The 18,945-nt window shown below is 35.6% G+C and carries 16 protein-coding genes and 1 tRNA gene; 11 read left to right on the top strand and 6 right to left on the bottom strand.

Features of this window, described 5'->3' with window-relative positions; translation table 11 throughout:
* The first annotated feature begins 276 nt into the window (after positions 1–276).
* Together PBT91_RS16375 and odhB are read left to right on the top strand one after the other, a co-directional pair.
* Positions 277–3,048 (top strand): 2-oxoglutarate dehydrogenase E1 component, encoded by a 2,772-nt coding sequence (locus tag PBT91_RS16375; RefSeq protein WP_270059532.1) that lies wholly within the window; start codon positions 277–279, stop codon positions 3,046–3,048.
* Positions 3,049–3,103: 55 nt separating this feature from the next.
* Positions 3,104–4,381: a 2-oxoglutarate dehydrogenase complex dihydrolipoyllysine-residue succinyltransferase gene (odhB, locus tag PBT91_RS16370; RefSeq protein ID WP_270059531.1), complete on the top strand. Its 1,278-nt coding sequence runs from the start codon at positions 3,104–3,106 to the stop codon at positions 4,379–4,381.
* Between the two features lie 252 nt (positions 4,382–4,633).
* Here the strand turns inward: odhB and PBT91_RS16365 are convergent, their stop codons facing one another.
* Positions 4,634–5,071, bottom strand: coding sequence for a retropepsin-like aspartic protease (locus PBT91_RS16365; RefSeq protein ID WP_270059530.1), 438 nt, complete (start codon positions 5,069–5,071; stop codon positions 4,634–4,636).
* Between the two features lie 53 nt (positions 5,072–5,124).
* On the opposite strand from PBT91_RS16365, the gene PBT91_RS16360 reads away from it, so the two are divergent.
* From PBT91_RS16360 to PBT91_RS16320, 9 genes are all read left to right on the top strand, one after another.
* A complete protein-coding gene (locus tag PBT91_RS16360) occupies positions 5,125–5,892 on the top strand; it encodes a TatD family hydrolase (RefSeq protein WP_270059529.1) in 768 nt (255 codons plus the stop codon).
* Positions 5,893–5,939: 47 nt separating this feature from the next.
* Positions 5,940–7,082 (top strand): 1-acyl-sn-glycerol-3-phosphate acyltransferase, encoded by a 1,143-nt coding sequence (locus PBT91_RS16355; RefSeq protein ID WP_270059528.1) that lies wholly within the window; start codon positions 5,940–5,942, stop codon positions 7,080–7,082.
* On the top strand, positions 7,066–8,094 hold the full coding sequence (locus tag PBT91_RS16350) for an asparaginase (protein WP_270059527.1): 1,029 nt from the start codon (positions 7,066–7,068) through the stop codon (positions 8,092–8,094). The genes PBT91_RS16355 and PBT91_RS16350 overlap by 17 nt, the downstream gene beginning before the upstream one ends.
* A gap of 70 nt (positions 8,095–8,164) precedes the next feature.
* Positions 8,165–8,252, top strand: a tRNA-Ser gene (locus PBT91_RS16345).
* A 70-nt stretch (positions 8,253–8,322) separates the two neighbouring features.
* Positions 8,323–9,129 carry a MotA/TolQ/ExbB proton channel family protein gene (locus PBT91_RS16340; protein ID WP_270059526.1) on the top strand — a complete coding sequence of 269 codons (807 nt, stop codon included), beginning with the start codon at positions 8,323–8,325 and terminating at the stop codon, positions 9,127–9,129.
* A 21-nt stretch (positions 9,130–9,150) separates the two neighbouring features.
* Complete coding sequence (locus PBT91_RS16335; RefSeq protein ID WP_270059525.1) at positions 9,151–9,588, top strand: hypothetical protein; 438 nt, start codon at positions 9,151–9,153, stop codon at positions 9,586–9,588.
* Between the two features lie 6 nt (positions 9,589–9,594).
* Complete coding sequence (locus PBT91_RS16330) at positions 9,595–10,209, top strand: ExbD/TolR family protein (RefSeq protein ID WP_270059524.1); 615 nt, start codon at positions 9,595–9,597, stop codon at positions 10,207–10,209.
* Between the two features lie 38 nt (positions 10,210–10,247).
* Entirely contained in the window at positions 10,248–10,730 is a 483-nt protein-coding gene (locus tag PBT91_RS16325) for an ExbD/TolR family protein (RefSeq protein ID WP_270059523.1), read from the top strand.
* A 100-nt stretch (positions 10,731–10,830) separates the two neighbouring features.
* Positions 10,831–11,538 carry a porin family protein gene (locus PBT91_RS16320; protein WP_270059522.1) on the top strand — a complete coding sequence of 236 codons (708 nt, stop codon included), beginning with the start codon at positions 10,831–10,833 and terminating at the stop codon, positions 11,536–11,538.
* Here the strand turns inward: PBT91_RS16320 and PBT91_RS16315 are convergent.
* From PBT91_RS16315 to PBT91_RS16295, 5 genes are all read right to left on the bottom strand, one after another.
* Positions 11,533–12,138, bottom strand: coding sequence for a hypothetical protein (locus tag PBT91_RS16315; RefSeq protein WP_270059521.1), 606 nt, complete (start codon positions 12,136–12,138; stop codon positions 11,533–11,535). The genes PBT91_RS16320 and PBT91_RS16315 overlap by 6 nt on opposite strands.
* Positions 12,138–13,610, bottom strand: a complete 1,473-nt coding sequence (rpoN, locus tag PBT91_RS16310; RefSeq protein ID WP_270059520.1) for an RNA polymerase factor sigma-54 — start codon at positions 13,608–13,610, stop codon at positions 12,138–12,140. The genes PBT91_RS16315 and rpoN overlap by 1 nt, the downstream gene beginning before the upstream one ends.
* 186 nt (positions 13,611–13,796) lie before the next feature.
* Positions 13,797–14,654: an RluA family pseudouridine synthase gene (locus tag PBT91_RS16305; RefSeq protein WP_270059519.1), complete on the bottom strand. Its 858-nt coding sequence runs from the start codon at positions 14,652–14,654 to the stop codon at positions 13,797–13,799.
* A 246-nt stretch (positions 14,655–14,900) separates the two neighbouring features.
* The gene (gene asnS / locus PBT91_RS16300) at positions 14,901–16,343 is read right to left on the bottom strand and encodes an asparagine--tRNA ligase (RefSeq protein ID WP_270059518.1); all 1,443 of its coding nucleotides are present in this window, start codon (positions 16,341–16,343) and stop codon (positions 14,901–14,903) included.
* A 146-nt stretch (positions 16,344–16,489) separates the two neighbouring features.
* Positions 16,490–18,925 carry an efflux RND transporter permease subunit gene (locus tag PBT91_RS16295; RefSeq protein WP_270059517.1) on the bottom strand — a complete coding sequence of 812 codons (2,436 nt, stop codon included), beginning with the start codon at positions 18,923–18,925 and terminating at the stop codon, positions 16,490–16,492.
* Between the last annotated feature and the right edge of the window lie 20 nt (positions 18,926–18,945).

The raw sequence follows: 18,945 nt of genomic DNA, 5'->3' as shown, positions 1-18,945 counted from the left end.
TTCTGAATTGTTCTGTTTCATCTTTTTAAGCTGAAAGGTTATTTTTGTAGCCAGTTTGGTAGAAATTTCCTTAATTTTAATCCCTTTCTAATTTCTTTTTCATTTTAAATTATCATATTCGTAATAGAATTAGCGAAATACTGTTCAGGTTGATTAGTGGCATTGTTAAAATTCCTTTAATGAATAGAATAAAACTATTAAATGCTATAACCAGTTTTTTTTAAAAATTGTACTTTTGCTATGTTTTACACTTTATAGAAACATTAGTTTCCACTTATGGATAGATTTTCATTTCTTAATGCCGCACGTACCGCATATTTTGCCGAATTATACGATCAATATTTACAATACCCAGATAGTGTAGAGCCCAGTTGGAGGGCATTCTTTCAGGGTTTTGATTTTGGAATGGAGCAAAACGGTGTCTCATCAGATGTTTTAGATGAAGCTCCGGTAACGTTTGAGGAAGGCCAAATGCCAGATCACGTTTTAAAAGAATTTCAGGTTATTCGACTAATCGACGGCTATCGTACACGCGGGCATTTATTTACAAAAACAAATCCCGTTAGGGAAAGAAGAAAATATGAGCCTACACTTGATATCGAAACTTTTGGGTTAAGTAAAGGTGATTTAGATACTACTTTTAATGCAGGTGATATTTTAGGTATTGGTCCTAAAAAATTGAAAGATATAATCAAGCATCTTGAAAATATTTACTGCGACTCCATTGGAGTGGAGTATATGTTTATTAGAAAACCTGAGGAAATCGATTGGATTCAGAAAAAACTGAATGTTAATGAAAATCATCCTCAGTTTGAAACAGACAGGAAAAAGCAGATTTTAAGAAAGCTGAATGAAGCTGTCGCTTTTGAAGGTTTTCTACATAGAAAATATGTTGGTCAAAAGCGATTCTCTCTTGAAGGAGGAGAAACTTTGATACCGGCTTTAGATGCATTAATCGAAGGCGCTGCAGAGAAAGGAGTCAAAGATTTTGTGATGGGAATGGCCCACCGAGGTCGATTAAATACCCTTACCAATATTTTTGGTAAATCGGCTAAAGATATTTTTAGCGAATTTGACGGTAAAGATTACGAACAGGATATATTCGACGGAGACGTAAAATATCATTTAGGTTGGACATCTTGCCGAAGTACAAGTAGCGGTAAAGAAATTAATATTAATATTGCTCCAAACCCTTCTCACTTAGAGACTGTTGGTCCTGTAGTAGAAGGTATAGCAAGATCAAAAAGAGATCGCCGTTATAGCGGGGATCCTTCTAAAGTCTTGCCAATCCTAGTGCATGGTGATGCAGCTGTAGCTGCTCAAGGCGTTGTTTACGAGGTAGTGCAAATGGCAAAGCTGGAAGGTTACGAGAATGCCGGTACTATTCATATAGTTGTGAATAACCAGATAGGTTTTACAACCAATTATTTAGATGCTAGATCTTCTACTTATTGTACAGATGTAGCTAAAGTTACCTTGTCGCCAGTACTTCATGTAAATGCAGATGATGCTGAAGCTGTAGTACATGCTGTGCTTTTTGCCCTCGATTTTAGAATGCAGTTCAAACGAGATGTCTTCATAGATTTATTAGGATATAGAAAATATGGACATAACGAAGGGGACGAGCCAAGATTTACACAACCTAAACTTTATAAAGCAATAGCGAAGCATAAAAATGCAAGAGATATTTATGCTGAAAAACTTATAAAAGACGGTGTAATTGACGAATCTTATATAGAAAAGCTAGAGAACGATTATAAAACGAAGCTTGAAGAAGATTTAGAAGATTCACGAAAAGAAGATACCACCAGAATTACTCCATTTATGGAAGATGAGTGGGATGGCTATGAAAATGTACAGGAAGATCGGATGATTGAGGATATCGATACGACTGTAAAAATGGATGAACTGGATAGAGTGGCAAAGGCTATATCTAAGCTTCCTGAAGGCAAAAAATTCCTTAAAAAGGTTAATAAAATTATCAATTTAAGGGAGAAAATGTATTTTGAGGATAATAAGTTAGATTGGTCTATGGGAGAGCATCTGGCGTATGGAACCTTAATGGCTGAAGGATTTAATGTAAGAATTAGTGGCCAGGATAGCGAGCGTGGTACATTCTCGCATCGTCATGCTGTATTAAAAGTTGAAGATAGCGAAGAAGAAATTATTCTTCATAATAATATAGAAGGTAGAGAAGGAGACTTCTTTATTTATAATTCGCCACTATCTGAATATGGTGTTGTAGGATTTGATTATGGATATGCCATGGCCAGTCCAAAGACGCTAACGATTTGGGAAGCTCAGTTTGGAGATTTTGTGAATGGAGCTCAGATCATGATCGATCAGTATATCTCTGCTGCAGAAGATAAATGGAAATTGCAAAACGGATTGGTAATGTTTCTTCCTCATGGTTATGAAGGGCAAGGAGCAGAACACTCTTCAGCAAGAATGGAACGTTTTCTTCAGCTATGTGCAAAGGATAATATGTTCGTTGCTGATGTTACAACTCCGGCGAATATGTTTCACTTGTTAAGAAGACAAATGAAATTTGGTTTTAGAAAACCATTAATCATTTTCACTCCAAAGAGTTTGTTGAGACATTCCAGGGTAAATTCAACTAAAGAAGAGTTTGCTGAAGGATCCTTTAAAATGCTTATTGACGATCCAGAAGCTAAGGCAGACAAAGTGAAAACTTTAGTATTTTGTACCGGTAAATTTTATTACGATCTTTTAGAGTATAAAGAAGAAAACGAGCGTGATGATGTTGCTTTAGTAAGAATAGAGCAGTTGTTTCCACTTCCGGTAGAGAAGATGAGAGAAATCATGAGCAAATATAAAAACGCAGATGATATTGTTTGGGCACAAGAAGAGCCAAAAAACATGGGAGCGTACGGTCATATGTTAATGCATATAGACGAAGCGAAAAAATTTAGATGTTGCAGCCGTAAATTTTACGGTTCTCCGGCAGCTGGTAGTGCAGTTCGCTTTAAGAAAAGACATCAACGCGTTATCGATTGTGTGTTTGATAAATCACTAACTGAAGATTAATTAAATTAGAATAAATTTTCTGGCTTATCCAGAAAGCAAAATAAAAAAGAAGAACATGGCCTTAGAAATGAAAGTTCCATCCCCCGGTGAATCTATAACCGAAGTAGAAATCGCAGAATGGTTGGTAGAAGATGGGGACTACGTTGAAAAAGATCAGGCAATAGCTGAAGTCGATAGTGACAAAGCTACCCTGGAATTACCTGCTGAAGCTAGTGGGATTATAACGCTAAAAGCAGAAGAAGGCGATACCGTTGGTGTTGGTGAAGTAGTTTGTTTAATCGATACTGAAGCTGATAAACCAGGTGGAGGAGATGATGACAGCAAAGATGAAAGTGCAGAAGAAGAGGTAAAAGAAGAGCAGGAAGAAAAAGAATCTAAAGAAGATAGCGATAAGGCTCCAGCAAAAACTGAAAAGCCATCAAAATCTTCAACGCCTTCTCAGAAACAAGATAGCCATGCTTCTGGTAGTCCATCACCGGCAGCTAAAAAGATCTTAGATGAAAAAGGGATAGACCCTAAATCTGTAGATGGTAGCGGTAGAGATGGTAGAATTACAAAAGACGATGCTGTACAGGCAAAAGCTTCTATGGGAACTCCCGGTACAGGAAAACGTGGAGAATCTCGTAAGAAAATGTCTATGCTTAGACGTAAGGTTGCAGAGCGTTTAGTAGCTGCTAAAAGTGAAACTGCTATGCTTACTACTTTTAACGAAGTAGATATGTCTTCAATCTATGCGCTAAGAAAAAAGTATAAAGAAGAATTTAAAGATAAGCACGGTGTAAGTTTAGGATTTATGTCTTTCTTTACTCTTGCTGTTGTTCGTGCTTTAGATATGTATCCTGATGTAAACTCTATGATAGACGGAGATTTTCAGGTAAAATATGATTATAAAGACGTTAGTATTGCCGTATCAGGTCCAAAAGGATTGATGGTGCCGGTAGTGAGAAACGCAGAAAATTTAAGCTTTAGAGGAGTTGAAGAAGAAGTTAAGAGACTTGCACTAAAAGCTCGTGATGGTAAAATTACAGTTGATGAAATGACTGGAGGTACTTTTACTATTACTAATGGCGGTGTTTTTGGTTCGATGATGTCTACACCAATTATCAACCCACCACAAAGTGGTATCTTAGGAATGCATAATATTGTAGATCGTCCTGTCGCTATCGATGGCCATGTGGAAATTAGACCTATGATGTACGTGGCGCTATCTTATGATCATCGTATTGTAGACGGTAAAGAGTCTGTTGGTTTCTTAGTAGCAGTTAAAGAGGCAATTGAAAATCCAGAAGAACTATTAATGGATAATGATGTAAAAAGAGCTTTAGAGCTTTAAGAATTACGATCCATGTTCAAATAAAAAAGGGAAGCGAAAGCTTCCCTTTTTAAGTTTTAGTTGGTTAGGTAAATCTTTTTAATGATAAACCAGGCTAAGAATATTTATAACTAAAATACCTATTACTGCAACTACAAGAATGTATGATGCTGGATGAGGTTTTAAATGGTTTTTCTTAGCGTAAAACATAAATCTAACATTGGTTGCTCAAATTTATATTTAATTAAGGAACCCTAAAAGGGGAGAAAACCCCTATTTTAAAAACAGCGTTTTAGATTTATAATCTATAATCGCTTTGCCTTTTTTTAGAATGTCAGCGCCAATAATCCCGTGTACTTTTTCAGCATCATGTTGTAATAAGGCCTCGTTTACATGGCGAAGATCGAAAAGAACAAGGTCTATTTTTTTCTTCTTCCAACCTTTAATTTCAATTTTGTTTTTTTGCGAAATCTGAGTAAGCATATTTGATGCGCCCGCACCCGCCGCTTTAACATCACTGTCTTCTGATAAAAGATCAAAATGCTCTATACTGTCTATGCCAACACAGGTACTAGATGCTCCTGTGTCTAAAATAAAATTTCCTTCAATCTTGTTAATTTTAGCAACGATTTCTAGATGATTGGTTTTGGTGAACTTAAATTTTATGCTTTCATATCCTTTTTCTTTCAGGATTTTCTTAATACTCGCCATTCTTTTTAGTTTTGAACAAAGATAGGTTTTCAAAATAAATTATTTTTGCAAACATGATTATTACAGATACACATACACATTTATATAGCGAATCTTTTGATGAAGATCGTGATGCTATGATACAGCGAGCAATAGATGCTAAAGTTGAGCGTTTTTTTATCCCAGCAATCGATTCTACTTACGCAGATAGAATGTATGGTTTGGAAAAGTCTTTCCCCGAGCATGTTCATTTAATGATGGGGTTGCATCCCACTCATGTTCAAGAGAATTTTAAAGAAGAGCTTCAATTTATCGAAGATCAATTTCAGCAAAGAGATTTTATAGCAGTAGGTGAGATTGGTATCGATTTGTATTGGGATAAAAGCACGCTTGCCATTCAGCAGGAAGCTTTTAGATTTCAAATTAAATTAGCGAAGAAGTATAAATTACCAATCGTTATTCATTGTAGAGAAGCTTTTGATGAGGTTTTTGAAATTTTGGAAGAAGAAAAAGGAGAAGATCTTCTTGGTATTTTTCATTGTTTTACGGGAACCGAAGGACAGGCAAAAAGAGCAATTTCATATAACCTGAAATTAGGAATTGGTGGGGTTGTAACCTTTAAGAATGGTAAGATTGATAAATTTTTAAACGCTATACCTTTAAGTAATATAGTTTTAGAAACCGATGCGCCATATCTTGCTCCAACTCCTTTCCGCGGAAAAAGAAATGAATCTGCTTACATTTTGAATGTTGCTGAAAAATTAGCGGAAATTTATGAGAAGCCTTTAGAAGAAATTGCTAAAATCACCACAGAGAATTCAAAAGATATATTCGGTATTTAAACTGAAATTAGTTAATTTTTTGTTCATTTGCTTAATAAGCCAGACACGTGCGAGACTTTGAAGATATAAGATTTTATAATGAAAAGGAGGTCCAGGAGGCCCTTCAGTATTACATTAAACATCCAATGATGAAGGCGCTTCTTCATTTTACATTTCCGGAGAAATCTTCCGAGGAAATTAAGGATATAGTGTTTAGCTGTAAAAGTATCCGGGATTTTCAAACTAAAATTATCTATCATTCGGTAGGAAAAATCATTGAAAAAAGTACGGATGGAGTTACCGATAGCGGGTTTGAAAAATTGAAGCCTGGAGAGTCTTATCTTTTTCTTTCTACACATCGCGATATAATTTTAGATACTTCGTTACTAAATTATACTCTTTATAATCATGATTTGGTAATGACGGCTTCTGCTATTGGCGATAACTTGGTGCAGAAAACCTTTTTGATGGCTTTATCCAAATTGAACAGAAACTTTTTGGTGCGACGAAAATTGAGTCCGCGTGAAATGTTTAAAAGTTCTCTGGAATTATCTACTTTCATAAGAAAGATGCTGCTTGAAGATCAAAGATCGGTCTGGATGGCACAGCGTGAAGGTAGAACTAAAGACGGGAGCGATTATACGCAGCAGGGTGTGCTTAAGATGCTAGGGATGGCAAAGGGCGATTTAAGTTTGACTGAATATTTTGGGAAAATTAAAATTGTGCCTATCTCTATATCGTATGAGTTTGATCCTACCGATGTTTTGAAAATGCCCGAGATTCTTTCTAAAAGAATGAAAGAAAAATATGTAAAAGCGCCAGATGAAGATTTTAAATCGATCATTCAGGGAATTTTAGGAATTAAAGGTAGAATTCATATTAACGCCGGAGATATAATGGAACCAGCCTTGTTTGATCAAATAGAAAATGATTTTGACTCTGTTAATGAGCAGTTAGGAGAAATAGCTAATAGAGTGGACAATCAAATCCATAAAAATTATGCGCTATGGCCGTCAAATTACATTGCTCAGGATTTATTAAATAATACAGAACTTTATACCTCAAAATATTCAGAGAAAGATAAAAGGCGATTCGAGAGACGTTTAAAACGTAGAGTAGATTTTAAAAATTCTCTGGAACTTAACAGTTATCTTTTGATGTACGCTAATCCTGTAATCAACAAAGAAGCGGTGGATGGCAACAAGGGCTAGAATTCTTTTAGTATATACTGGTGGGACCATTGGTATGATCAAGGATTATAGCACCGGTGCTCTTAAACCTTTTAATTTTAATGATCTTTTGCAGAATATTCCTGAATTGAATATTCTTGAAAATGAAATAGATACTTTAAGTTTTGAGCATCCTATAGATTCTTCAGATATGAATCCTGAGGAATGGAGAAAAATTGCAAACATTATCTACGATAGCTACGAAAGTTATGACGGTTTTGTAATATTACATGGTAGCGATACGATGTCTTATACGGCTTCAGCGATAAGTTTTATGCTTGAGAATTTAAATAAGCCGGTGATTTTTACAGGTTCTCAATTACCAATAGGTGATTTAAGAACAGATGCTAAAGAGAATTTGATTACCAGTATACAGATTGCAGGTTTGCAAAAAAACGGATGTCCTGTTGTGACAGAGGTTGGGCTCTATTTTGAATATAAATTGTACAGAGCCAATAGAACAACAAAAATTAATGCAGAACATTTTCAGGCATTTGCTTCGTTAAATTATCCGCCATTAGCTGAATCTGGAGTACATTTAGCGGTAAACTCTAAAATACTTTGGAAACAAAACAGAAAGCAACAGCTAAAATTGCATGGTAATTTTAATACCGATGTACTTGTTTTAAAAATGTTCCCCGGCATTACTAAGGAAATTGTAAATCATATTTTTAGTTATCCAAATCTGAAAGGTGTAGTTTTAGAAACTTACGGCAGTGGCAATGCGCCAACACAAACCTGGTTTTTAGACTTGCTTGAAGAAAAAATAAGTAATGGTCTTAAAGTAGTTAACGTTACACAGTGTGCTGGAGGGAGTGTTGCGATGGGAAATTATGAAACTAGTGTAGCAATGAAGAAAATAGGTGTGGTCTCGGGTAAAGACATCACTACCGAAGCTGCAATTGCTAAATTAATGTACTTACTAGATAAAAATTTAACACAGAAAGTCTTTAAAACTATATACGAAACCTCATTGAGAGGTGAAATGTCGTAAAATTAACGAATCATACTTGATGGTGAACAAATTTTTTTGTTATTTGGCGCACCATTTAAAACATGAATATAGAGAGGTGGCCGAGTGGTCGAAGGCGCACGCCTGGAAAGTGTGTATACGCCAAAAGCGTATCGAGGGTTCGAATCCCTTCCTCTCTGCTGGTGTTTTTATTGAAAAATTATTTTTATATCTTTAACCCTTTAACTAATTAAATTAAGACAAACAGTAATGAAAAGATTATTTTCTATTTTGGTAATCGCTGCGATTATGGTGTTAGGTGCCGGTAATCTTAAGGCGGCAAACATGGTGAACACATTGCCAGGTACGTTAGCGACTTTCGTTCAACAGGACGATGAAGCTGCGGCAACGGCTGATGCAGACGAAGAAGAATCTCTAGGTTTTCATCAGGAATTAAAAAAACGTTTTATTGAAGGTGGTGCTGGATTTATGGGTATCGTTCTTCTTTGTCTTATTCTTGGTCTGGCAATTGCCATTGAGAGAATTATCTATTTAAACCTTGCCAGTACTAATACTAAAAAATTAGCTCGTAATGTAGAAGAAGCATTAAACAGCGGAGGTATTGAAGCTGCTAAAGAAGTATGTAGAAACACAAGAGGACCTGTTGCTTCTATTTACTATCAAGGGCTTGATCGCGCTAACGAAAGCATCGAATCTGCAGAGAAAGCAGTAGTAGCTTACGGTGGTGTTCAAATGGGTCAATTAGAGAAAAACGTATCTTGGGTATCTTTATTTATCGCTCTTGCTCCTATGCTTGGGTTTATGGGTACGGTAATTGGTATGATCCAGGCATTCGATAGAATTGAGGCTGCTGGTGATATGCAACCATCTCTTGTTGCTGGAGGTATTAAAGTAGCACTTCTTACTACGGTATTTGGACTTATTGTTGCGATTATCCTTCAGATTTTCTATAACTATATCATCGCTAAGATCGATAGTATCGTAAACGATATGGAAGATGCTTCTATCTTGTTAATCGATATGCTTGTAGATTACAAAAACAAAAAGAGAGTTTAATTAGATCTGACTATAAAAGTTATGACATTACATAAAATTTTAAAATATGTTGCGTTAGTTATTGGCGTGCTTGGGCTTATCTTTTTGGGTAGGGTTATTGCAGCCGGTGACGAAGCAATAGAGGCATCAGTTGATGTTCAAAATAGCGTTTTAGAGCCAATGATGTGGATTTCATATCTTGTTCTAGGAGTTGTTATAGCATTAGTTGTGATATTTGTGATTGCCGGTTTATTTAAAGGCAATATTAAAAATACCATTATAGGAATTGTAGCATTTGCAGTAGTTATTTTAATTGCATATTTCTCTACTAGCGGTTACGAGCATACTACAAGTACAGGTGAGTATGTAAGTGCGTCCACAGATCATTGGGCAGGAGCTGGTTTAGTAGCTTTTTACATTTTGGCTGCATTAGCAATTTTATCTATGGTATTTTCAGGAGTGAAAAAACTAATAAGTTAAGAACCTATGGCTAGAAGATCATCACCCGAAGTAAATGCGGGATCTATGGCAGATATTGCTTTCTTACTTCTTATCTTCTTCTTGGTAACTACAACCATTGAGACCGATAAGGGTATTAGTAGGAAGTTACCGCCATGGCAGGACGAAAATCAACCGGAGCCACCAAAGATTAAACAAAGAAATATTTTTACTGTTGTATTAAACAGTAATAATGATCTTTTGGTGGAAGACGAAGAGATGGAATTGAAAGATCTGCGTCAAGCTGCTTTTAATTTCTTAGATAACGGAGGAGGATCAGGAAGCGAAGCTTGTAGTTTTTGCCAGGGCGCAGGAAGTGCAGAATCGTCTGTAAACCCACAAAAAGCTATTATTTCTTTACAAAATAACAGAGGTACAGAGTATGGTACTTATATTGCCGTTCAGAACGAATTGGTGGCTGCTTATAATGAATTAAGAGATAGAGAAGCTAAACGTTTGTACGGAACTACATTTGTTAATTTGGAGGCAGAGTATAATGATCCAAAAACAGGTGAAGGTAGAAAGGAGTCTTTAAAGGAGAAGATCGAATCTATTAAGGATTTGATTCCTCAAAAGCTTTCTGAAGCAGAGCCTAAAGGTTAACAGCCTTTTTAAAACTAAATTTAATTTGACCATTTATTATGTCTAAATTTAAAAAGAAAAAGTCTGGTGATTTACCTGCGATCAGTACAGCGTCGTTACCCGATATTGTATTTATGTTACTGTTTTTCTTTATGGTAGCGACAACGATGCGTGAGACTACGCTAATGGTTAAGAATTCATTGCCTACTGCAGATCAAGTTGAAAAGCTTGATAAAAAAGATTTGGTAATGTATATCTATGCCGGTAAGCCAAGCCAGAGATATCAGCAAAAATATGGTACAGAAGCTAGGATTCAGTTAAACGATAAGTTTGCAGATGTTAGTGAAGTACAATCCTTTATTTATTCTGAAAGAGATCAGAAAAGAGAAGAATTAATACCATATTTAACTACAGCTTTAAAAGTTGATAAAGAGACTAATATGGGACTTGTGTCTGATATTAAACAAGAACTTAGAAAAGCTGAAGCGCTTAAAATTAACTATACAACTATACAGGGTGATGCAACCCAAGCTCAGAATTAATCTGATTGTTTAGTTTTAAATAGTATTAAAAACATCCCATCCTTATTTCAGGATGGGATGTTTTTTTATATTTACTTTGGATTGTAGGTATATCGATTTCATGAAATATAAATTTTTAATTTTGCTTTTTTGGGGTTTAGCTGCGCGTGCACAGCAAACTAATCCTGCTTTTGCCGATAGTATTCCTACAGTTATCGATAGTAGCTATAGGGAAGATCAATTTTACTTTGGTTTAAGTTTTAATTTTATCACAGATCAGCCAGAATTTTTGGATCAAAATGGATTCTCGGCTGGCGTGAGTGGCGGTTTTATACGGGATATTCCTTTAAATGAAAATCGAAATATCGGTATTGGAATTGGCCTTGGTTTGGCCTTTGATAGTTTTGGTCAAAATCTGTTTATTGGGGAAGATCAGGATGGTAATAGTGTTTTTCGAAATTTAAATCAAGATGGGATTGATTATGATTCCAATCGTTTTAATACTTTTTTAATTGAAGCGCCAATTCAGTTTAGGTGGCGAACATCTACTTTCGATTCCTACAAATTTTGGCGTATTTATACCGGTCTTAAATTAGGATATATATATCATTTTCGGTCTATTTTCAAGCAAACAGGAAATACTGTGAAACAAAGCGATGTGCCAGAATTGGAAAGATTTAGGTTAGGCGCAAGTTTTACCTTTGGTTATAGTACGTTTAATTTTCAGATCTATTACGGTTTAAATCCGTTTTTTGATGGCGCTACAGTAGAGGGGGAAGATGTGAGTATTTCTACTTTACGAGTAGGTTTAATGTTTTATATTCTATAGCCAGTAATAAAAGAGCAACATTTGCGGTAAAATACCTGCTAAACATCCCAAGACCAGTTCTGTATTTGTATGAGCTTTTAAATAGAGTCTAGAACTACCCGTTAAGCCAAGAGCTATTAAAAGTCCAGATGTAGCCAAAATTAAATTGATGTGAAAATAACGGCTAAACGCTATTAAAAAGCCTGTAAAACCGGCTAATCCCATCATGTGTAGACTAATTTTTATTCTGAATAACGTACATACATAAGCGATAGCAGTTGCTCCTAAAATTCCTACAAAATAGAAGTAAACCTCTGGATAATTATAGCGATCTAAAATTTGATTAAGCACCATTAAGCAGAGAATGCTAAAAAAGAAAAGTGGCCATTTGCGTTCTTCAACTTCACTCAAAGCCATATTCGTTACCTTACCTAAATTTTTCAGAAGAAAAAAAAATACTATCGGGATAAAGACTGTTATAATCGCTATGGCTAATAATTTAGCTCTAATGACCTCTTCAGGAAAAAATCGGGGAGTTAATGAGAAATATAGTAAACTGCCCGCAAATGGCATCCAAATGGGATGAAACAAATAGGAAGCAAGCTTTAAAAGTACTTTCATTAAATTTCTTTACGTAAACGTGCTACAGGAATATCCAATTGTTCTCTATATTTTGCCACAGTTCTCCTGGCTATCGGGTAGCCTTTATCTTTAAGCACTTTCGCAAGCTTTTCATCTGTCAGTGGTTTTTTCTTATCTTCCTCTTCAATAGACATTTCTAGGATCTTTTTAATTTCTCTTGTAGACACATCTTCCCCCTGATCGTTTTTCATCGATTCAGAAAAGAATTCTTTGATCAATTTTGTCCCATATGGGGTGTCGACATATTTGCTATTTGCCACACGAGAAACGGTAGAGACATCCATTTCGATTTCATCTGCAATATCTTTTAGAATCATCGGTCTAAGATTACGCTCATCTCCACTCAAAAAATATTCTTTTTGGTAATGCATAATAGCGCTCATAGTTACCATCAAAGTTTGTTGCCTTTGTTTAATGGCTTCAATAAACCATTTAGCAGCGTCCAGTTTTTGTTTTATAAACATTACTGCATCTTTCTGCTCTTTGGTTTTCTTTTTGCTCTCTTTGTAGCCTTTCAGCATATTGCTGTAATCACGAGAAACGTGCATTTCTGGAGCGTTTCTTCCGTTTAGGCTAAGCTCTAATTCGCCATCTGCAATTTTAATTGTGAAATCCGGTATTACATGCTCTACCATTCTGGTGTTACCAGAATAAGCTCCACCAGGTTTAGGGTTAAGGTGACTTATTACTTCAATAGCATCTCTTAAATCGTCTTCAGAAATATCATGCTTAGAAAGCAGCTTTGTGTAATGTCTTTTGCTGAAGTGATCGAAAGATAAATCGATAATTTCAGTTGCCGTTGTAACTGCTCGGGTTGCTTCTTTCCTTTTTAACTGGATAAGCAAACATTCCTGAAGGGAACGTGCTCCAACGCCCGCGGGATCTAAATCCTGTACTTTTTTAAGCACTTTTTCAACCGTCTCCTCGTCAGTATATACATTTTGAGTAAATGCAAGATCATCTACAGTATCCTGGATGTTTCTTCTTATATAGCCACTCTCATCAATACTTCCAACTAGAAATTCGGCAATCTCGTATTCGTTATCGTTAAACCTTAGGGTGTTTAGCTGATTTCGTAAATGTTGGGTAAAAGAAATTCCTGCTGCATAAGGAACTTGTTTATCCTCATCGTCTGCGCTATAATTATTGGCTTGTAAGCGATAATTTGGGATTTCATCATCACTTAGATATTCATCTACATTAATATCTTCAGCATTAATCTCATTTTTATCATCAAACTCAGCTTCAGAATCTCTGTTTTCATACTCATCACCATACTCGTATTCTTCGCGCTGCTCGTCTTTCCCCGTTTCTAGCGCAGGATTTTCTTCAATCTCTTGTTTAATGCGCTGTTCAAAAGCCTGTGTAGGCAGTTGGATAAGCTTCATCAACTGGATTTGTTGCGGCGATAGCTTTTGTGATAACTTAAAATTTAATTGCTGTTTTAGCATATAAAGTTGTTTGCTTTATTCGATAATCGAGATTAAGAATGCATCTTACCAAAAGATAACTTCTAATCTAAATTTTTAATTAGCTATTCTGAACATTCCAGAATACCTTCTACACAAAAATACGGAAATGTTCGCTGATTGCACTTTGGCACAGTAGATGATTGTGGTAAATTTTTGTTAAGGATGCTAGAGCTTTTCTATAAATCTATAGAATTTCTTCGGAAATTTGATCTCAAACTCCTGAATTTCTGAATGGATAGGATGTTGGAATACTACGGCAGTAGACGCTAGAAAAAGACCTTTTGAAGTAGAAATTTTAGGAAAACCATACTGTTTTTCACCTAAAATCGGAAATCCATTTTTAGCAAGATGAATTCTTATTTGATGCGTTCTGCCTGTAATAGGTGTTGCTGCAACAAGGCTGAGATTGCTGTTTTTATAGCTCAATTTTTTTAAAAGTTTTACTGAAGTTTTCGCCTGTTTTTCTTCAATTTTATCTTCAAAAATCTGCTTAATATCTGGAAAATCACCTTCTACTATCGCAGTGTATGTTTTCTGAATTTCTTTTTCCTGAAATTGCCTGTTTAACTCGATAAGTGCTTTATTGGTTTTGGCGCAAAGCAAGATTCCGCTTGTGGGATTATCCAAACGATGTGCTGACTGCGGAACGTCTAACCGATCGATAGCTTCAGAAGGTTTTAAATTAAAAGCTAACGCATTTTGGATAGTTTTGAAGTAATTTCCGCTAGTAGGATAGCCAGCAGGTTTGTTAATTACCGCAATATAATCGTCTTCAAAAAGTACTTCAAGTTTTAAATTGAACGATTTTTGCTGAATTTCGGCTTGGAGTAGTTTAATTTTTTGTCCTTCTAAAACCCAGTCTCCCGTTTGGCCAATTTTGCGATCAACTAAAATTAGTTCTTTTTTAATGGCTTTTTTTATTGCGCTACGAGTGGTTAAAGATGCAAAAATAGTAGCAGCGTATTCTTGTAATCTAATAGTTTCAGATAATTTAGGAACAATATGCGTTTCTTTAATTTTCAAAAAAAATAAATTTCATAGGATTATTCCAACTAGCAAGTGCTGCATTGAAAGTGAAAATAAAAAAATATGATCACATAAAAAGAGGCTAAGATTCCTATAATTTCGAGAATATTGAGAGCTTTAATTTTTTCAGTAATAGTTTCTAGATAAAGTTTCATACTGAAAGAGGATTGAAATGCAATTTAAATAAAAAACCTCACAGTTGAATCATGCTGTGAGGTTTGAAATTTTATAAGAATCTATAATTTAAAATTCTGCATTCTGCGGAGTTCTTGGGAAAGGGATTACATCTCTAATATTACCCATTCCTGTTACAAATTGTACTAAACGTTCAAAACCAAGTCCAAATCCACTATGTACACAAGTACCAAATCTACGAGTATCTAAATACCACCAAAGTTCTTCTTCCTCGATTCCTAATTCTTGCATTTTCTCCTGAAGAACATCTAAACGCTCTTCTCTTTGAGACCCACCTACGATTTCTCCAATGCCTGGGAATAGAATATCCATTGCACGAACAGTTTTCCCATCTTCATTTAAACGCATGTAGAATGCTTTAATTTTGGCGGGATAATCAAATAAAATTACAGGGCATTTAAAGTGTTTTTCTACAAGAAAACGTTCGTGTTCACTTTGTAGATCTGCACCCCATTCTTCGATAATATATTTGAATTTTTTCTTTTTATTTGGTTTCGAATTTTTAAGAATTTCGATCGCTTCCGTATAACTAACGCGCTTAAAATTGTTTTCTAAAACAAAATTCAGTTTTTCGATTAAGCCCATATCGCTACGTTCTGCAGCTGGTTTAGATTTATCTTCATTCGCTAAACGTTCTTCTAAAAATGCAAGGTCATCTTTACAATTTTCAAGAACATATTTTACCACGTATTTGATGAAATCTTCAGCAAGATCCATGTTTTGATCAAGATCACAGAAAGCAATTTCAGGTTCAATCATCCAGAATTCAGCCAGATGCCTTGAAGTATTAGAGTTTTCAGCTCTAAAAGTAGGACCGAAAGTATAAATTTGACCTAAACCTAAGGCGAAAGTTTCTCCTTCTAACTGCCCAGAAACCGTAAGATTAGTCTCTTTTCCGAAGAAATCTTTTTTATAATCTATACTGCCATCTTCGTTTTTCGGAGGGTTTTTAAGGTCGAAGTTTGTTACTTTAAACATCTCACCAGCACCCTCGGCATCACTACCGGTAATAATTGGTGTGTTTACATAATAGAAATTATTTTGCTGAAAATAACTGTGTACAGCAAACGATAATTTTGATCGAACACGCATAATTGCGCCAAATGTATTTGTGCGGACTCTTAAATGCGCTTGTTCACGTAACTTTTCTAAACTATGGCGCTTAGGAGAAAGAATGGTAAGTTTTACCTCCTCTGGGTTAGCATCGCCTAAAATTTTTACTTCTTTAGCTTCAACTTCAACGCGTTGTTGTTTACCTTCACTTTCTTTTAAAATTCCTGTTACGCTAATTGCTGCGCCAACGGTAATTCTTTTTAAAATTTCAGGATCAAATTTTTCAAAATCTATAACACATTGTAAATTATTAATGGTAGAACCATCGTTTAAAGCAACAAAGCGATTACTTCTAAACGAACGCACCCATCCGCTAATTTTAAACTCCTGTAAAAACTGGTTACTTTCTAGTATTTCAGCAACTTTAGCCTGTATCATTTATTTTAGATTTAGAAAAGAAACAAAGATAAAAATTTCCCTTTAAGCCGCTAAGCTTTGCTCGATAATCGAGATTAAATACTGCTGGCGAACTTCAAAATTGGTGTTTTTCGTAAAATCAGGTTTTGATTCGCCGCTATGCTAATTTATTTTTCGATTTTATTGCTATTGTGTTCTTCGTCATCTTTAGAGATTTCTTCTTCATCTTCCTCGGTCGCAATTATTCGCATTGCAGGCTCTTTAAGCGTTTCTTTATTCGCGATACTTCGTTCTAAAGATAGCAATAGCGAGGGCAGTAGTAAAAGATTAGACAGCATCGCAAAAAGTAATGTTGCTGATACTAATCCACCTAAAGCTACGGTCCCGCCAAAACTACTAATCATAAAAACCGAGAAGCCGAAGAATAACACAATCGAAGTATAGAACATACTTACACCGGTTTCTCTAAGGGCAGCATAAACCGAGCGCTTAATCTTCCAATTATTAGCTTTAAGTTCCTGCCGGTATTTTGCCAAAAAGTGAATGGTATCATCTACAGAAATACCAAAAGCAATACTAAACACTAAAATGGTTGATGGCTTTATGGGAACACCTAAATATCCCATCATTCCTGCTGTTATTAGAAGCGGTAGTAAGTTAGGGACAAGCGAGATTAAAATCATCCTAAAACTTCTAAACATCCAGGCCATTAGCAAAGCGATTAACACAATGGCCAGAGATAAAGAAACTACAAGGTTTTTGACCAAATAGGTTGTTCCTTTTTGGAAAACAAGTGCTTTCCCGGTCATGCTAACTTCGTAGCGTTCTTCAGGAAATATTTTATGAATTTTTGGCCAGAGACTGGTTTCGATTCTTTCCATCTCGTCGGTGCCAATATCCTTCATAAAAGTTGTGATTCTTGCATATTGCCCGGTGCTATCTACGTAAGTATTTACCAGATTATCGTTACCTTCCATCCCTTTGGTGTAAGGAATGATGAAGTTTTGCTCTTGTGAGGTAGGAAGTTGGTAATATTTTGGATTTCCGTTATAATACGCCTGCTTGCTATATTTTACCAATCGCGTAATAGAAAGTGGCTTGGAAAGCTGTGGTTCTTCAACAATTAGGTTTTCCAGTTCTTCGATCCTTTTTAAACTGGAAGATTTTAAAACTCCTTTTGGTCTCTTGGTATCAATTAGAATTTCCAAAGGCATAATTCCGTCGAATTCCTGTTCAAAAAACTTCACATCTTTAAAGAAAGAAGCTTCCTGCGGCATGTCTTCCAATAAACTTCCGGAAATTTTGATATTGTAAATGCCTATTATGCTGGTTGCCAATAGCGCTACGGAAGTAAAATAAACCGCAATTCTATGGTTTCTTACCATCTTTTCCATCCAGTTTACAAAACCGCCAATCCATTGTCTGTTTAAATGTTTTAGATGTTTAGACTTCGGAATTTTCATATAACTGTAAACCACCGGAATGATAAGTAATGAAAGGATAAAAATGGCTATTATATTGATGGAGGCCACGATACCAAATTCCTTCAGTAATTTACTTTCGGTTAGAATAAACGTTGCAAAACCTGAAGCTGTAGTGATATTGGTCATTAACGTAGCATTCCCCACTTTAGCAATTACACGTTGTAGCGATTTGGCCTGATTGCCGTGTTTCTGGATTTCCTGCTGATATTTATTAATTAAGAAAATACAGTTGGGTATACCAATTACAATAATAAGTGGAGGTATAAGCGCCGTTAATACCGTAATTTCATAGCGCATTAAACCAATCGTTCCAAAAGCCCACATTACACCTATACATACAGTAAGCATAGATATAACTGTTGCTCTGAGCGATCGAAAAAAGAAAAAGAAAATTAAAGAGGTAACACCTAAAGCAGCACCGATAAAAAGCCCAATTTCGTCTACAATGTTTTGTGAATTAAGTGTTCTTATATACGGCATGCCAGAGACATGCACATCCATCCCAGTGTCCTTTTTAAACTGTTTAATCATAGGAACCAGTTGGTCGACTACAAAATCTTTTCTGGCTTTTGAATTTACAATCTCTTTATTTAAATAAAGAGCACTTTGGATGGTGTTAGAGTGGGAACTGTAAACAAGATTCTCATAAAACGGCATTCTAGAGAAAAGCTCGTTTTCGTAGTTTGCAAGTTCTAAACTATCTGGGGATTCCTCTTCAATAAAAGGAACCATTTCAAAACGCTTGGGATCTTCGAATTTCTTAAGTTTCTTAAGATTTCCGATAGAAATTGCGTAATCTACTTCCGGGAATTTTTGAAGACTGTCGTTAAGATCTTTCCAGGCCTTAAAGTTTTTTTCCTGAAATAAGGTAGAATCCTTAATTCCCATAACAATTAGATTCCCTTCTTCTCCAAATTTATCCAGGAAATCATTGTATTCCTGGTTTACTTCATGATCGTCGGGTAATAGGTTGGCTTCGGTAAACGAGAATCGCATATACTTCCATTCCGAAGCAAAAAAAGCGGTTATACCAACAATAAGCAGGATAATAATAATTCTGTTACGTAAAATTAACCGGGCTACAGCGTTCCAAAAGCCAAAAGTGAAGATCTTAGACATGCGTAATTTTTAAGCGCGCG

It is taken from the genome of Zunongwangia sp. HGR-M22 (genome assembly GCF_027594425.1).
Classification (GTDB): domain Bacteria; phylum Bacteroidota; class Bacteroidia; order Flavobacteriales; family Flavobacteriaceae; genus Zunongwangia.
Note: the sequence above shows the minus strand (reverse complement) of the source record. Positions and strands in the feature narration are given on the sequence as shown.

Coding starts and splice junctions, on each gene's coding strand:
- PBT91_RS16375 (WP_270059532.1), top strand. CDS start 277: ATGGATAGATTTTCATTTCTTAATGCCGCACGTACCGCATATTTTGCC.
- odhB (WP_270059531.1), top strand. CDS start 3,104: ATGGCCTTAGAAATGAAAGTTCCATCCCCCGGTGAATCTATAACCGAA.
- PBT91_RS16365 (WP_270059530.1), bottom strand. CDS start 5,071: ATGGCGAGTATTAAGAAAATCCTGAAAGAAAAAGGATATGAAAGCATA.
- PBT91_RS16360 (WP_270059529.1), top strand. CDS start 5,125: ATGATTATTACAGATACACATACACATTTATATAGCGAATCTTTTGAT.
- PBT91_RS16350 (WP_270059527.1), top strand. CDS start 7,066: ATGGCAACAAGGGCTAGAATTCTTTTAGTATATACTGGTGGGACCATT.
- PBT91_RS16340 (WP_270059526.1), top strand. CDS start 8,323: ATGAAAAGATTATTTTCTATTTTGGTAATCGCTGCGATTATGGTGTTA.
- PBT91_RS16335 (WP_270059525.1), top strand. CDS start 9,151: ATGACATTACATAAAATTTTAAAATATGTTGCGTTAGTTATTGGCGTG.
- PBT91_RS16330 (WP_270059524.1), top strand. CDS start 9,595: ATGGCTAGAAGATCATCACCCGAAGTAAATGCGGGATCTATGGCAGAT.
- PBT91_RS16325 (WP_270059523.1), top strand. CDS start 10,248: ATGTCTAAATTTAAAAAGAAAAAGTCTGGTGATTTACCTGCGATCAGT.
- PBT91_RS16320 (WP_270059522.1), top strand. CDS start 10,831: ATGAAATATAAATTTTTAATTTTGCTTTTTTGGGGTTTAGCTGCGCGT.
- PBT91_RS16315 (WP_270059521.1), bottom strand. CDS start 12,138: ATGAAAGTACTTTTAAAGCTTGCTTCCTATTTGTTTCATCCCATTTGG.
- rpoN (WP_270059520.1), bottom strand. CDS start 13,610: ATGCTAAAACAGCAATTAAATTTTAAGTTATCACAAAAGCTATCGCCG.
- asnS (WP_270059518.1), bottom strand. CDS start 16,343: ATGATACAGGCTAAAGTTGCTGAAATACTAGAAAGTAACCAGTTTTTA.
- PBT91_RS16295 (WP_270059517.1), bottom strand. CDS start 18,925: ATGTCTAAGATCTTCACTTTTGGCTTTTGGAACGCTGTAGCCCGGTTA.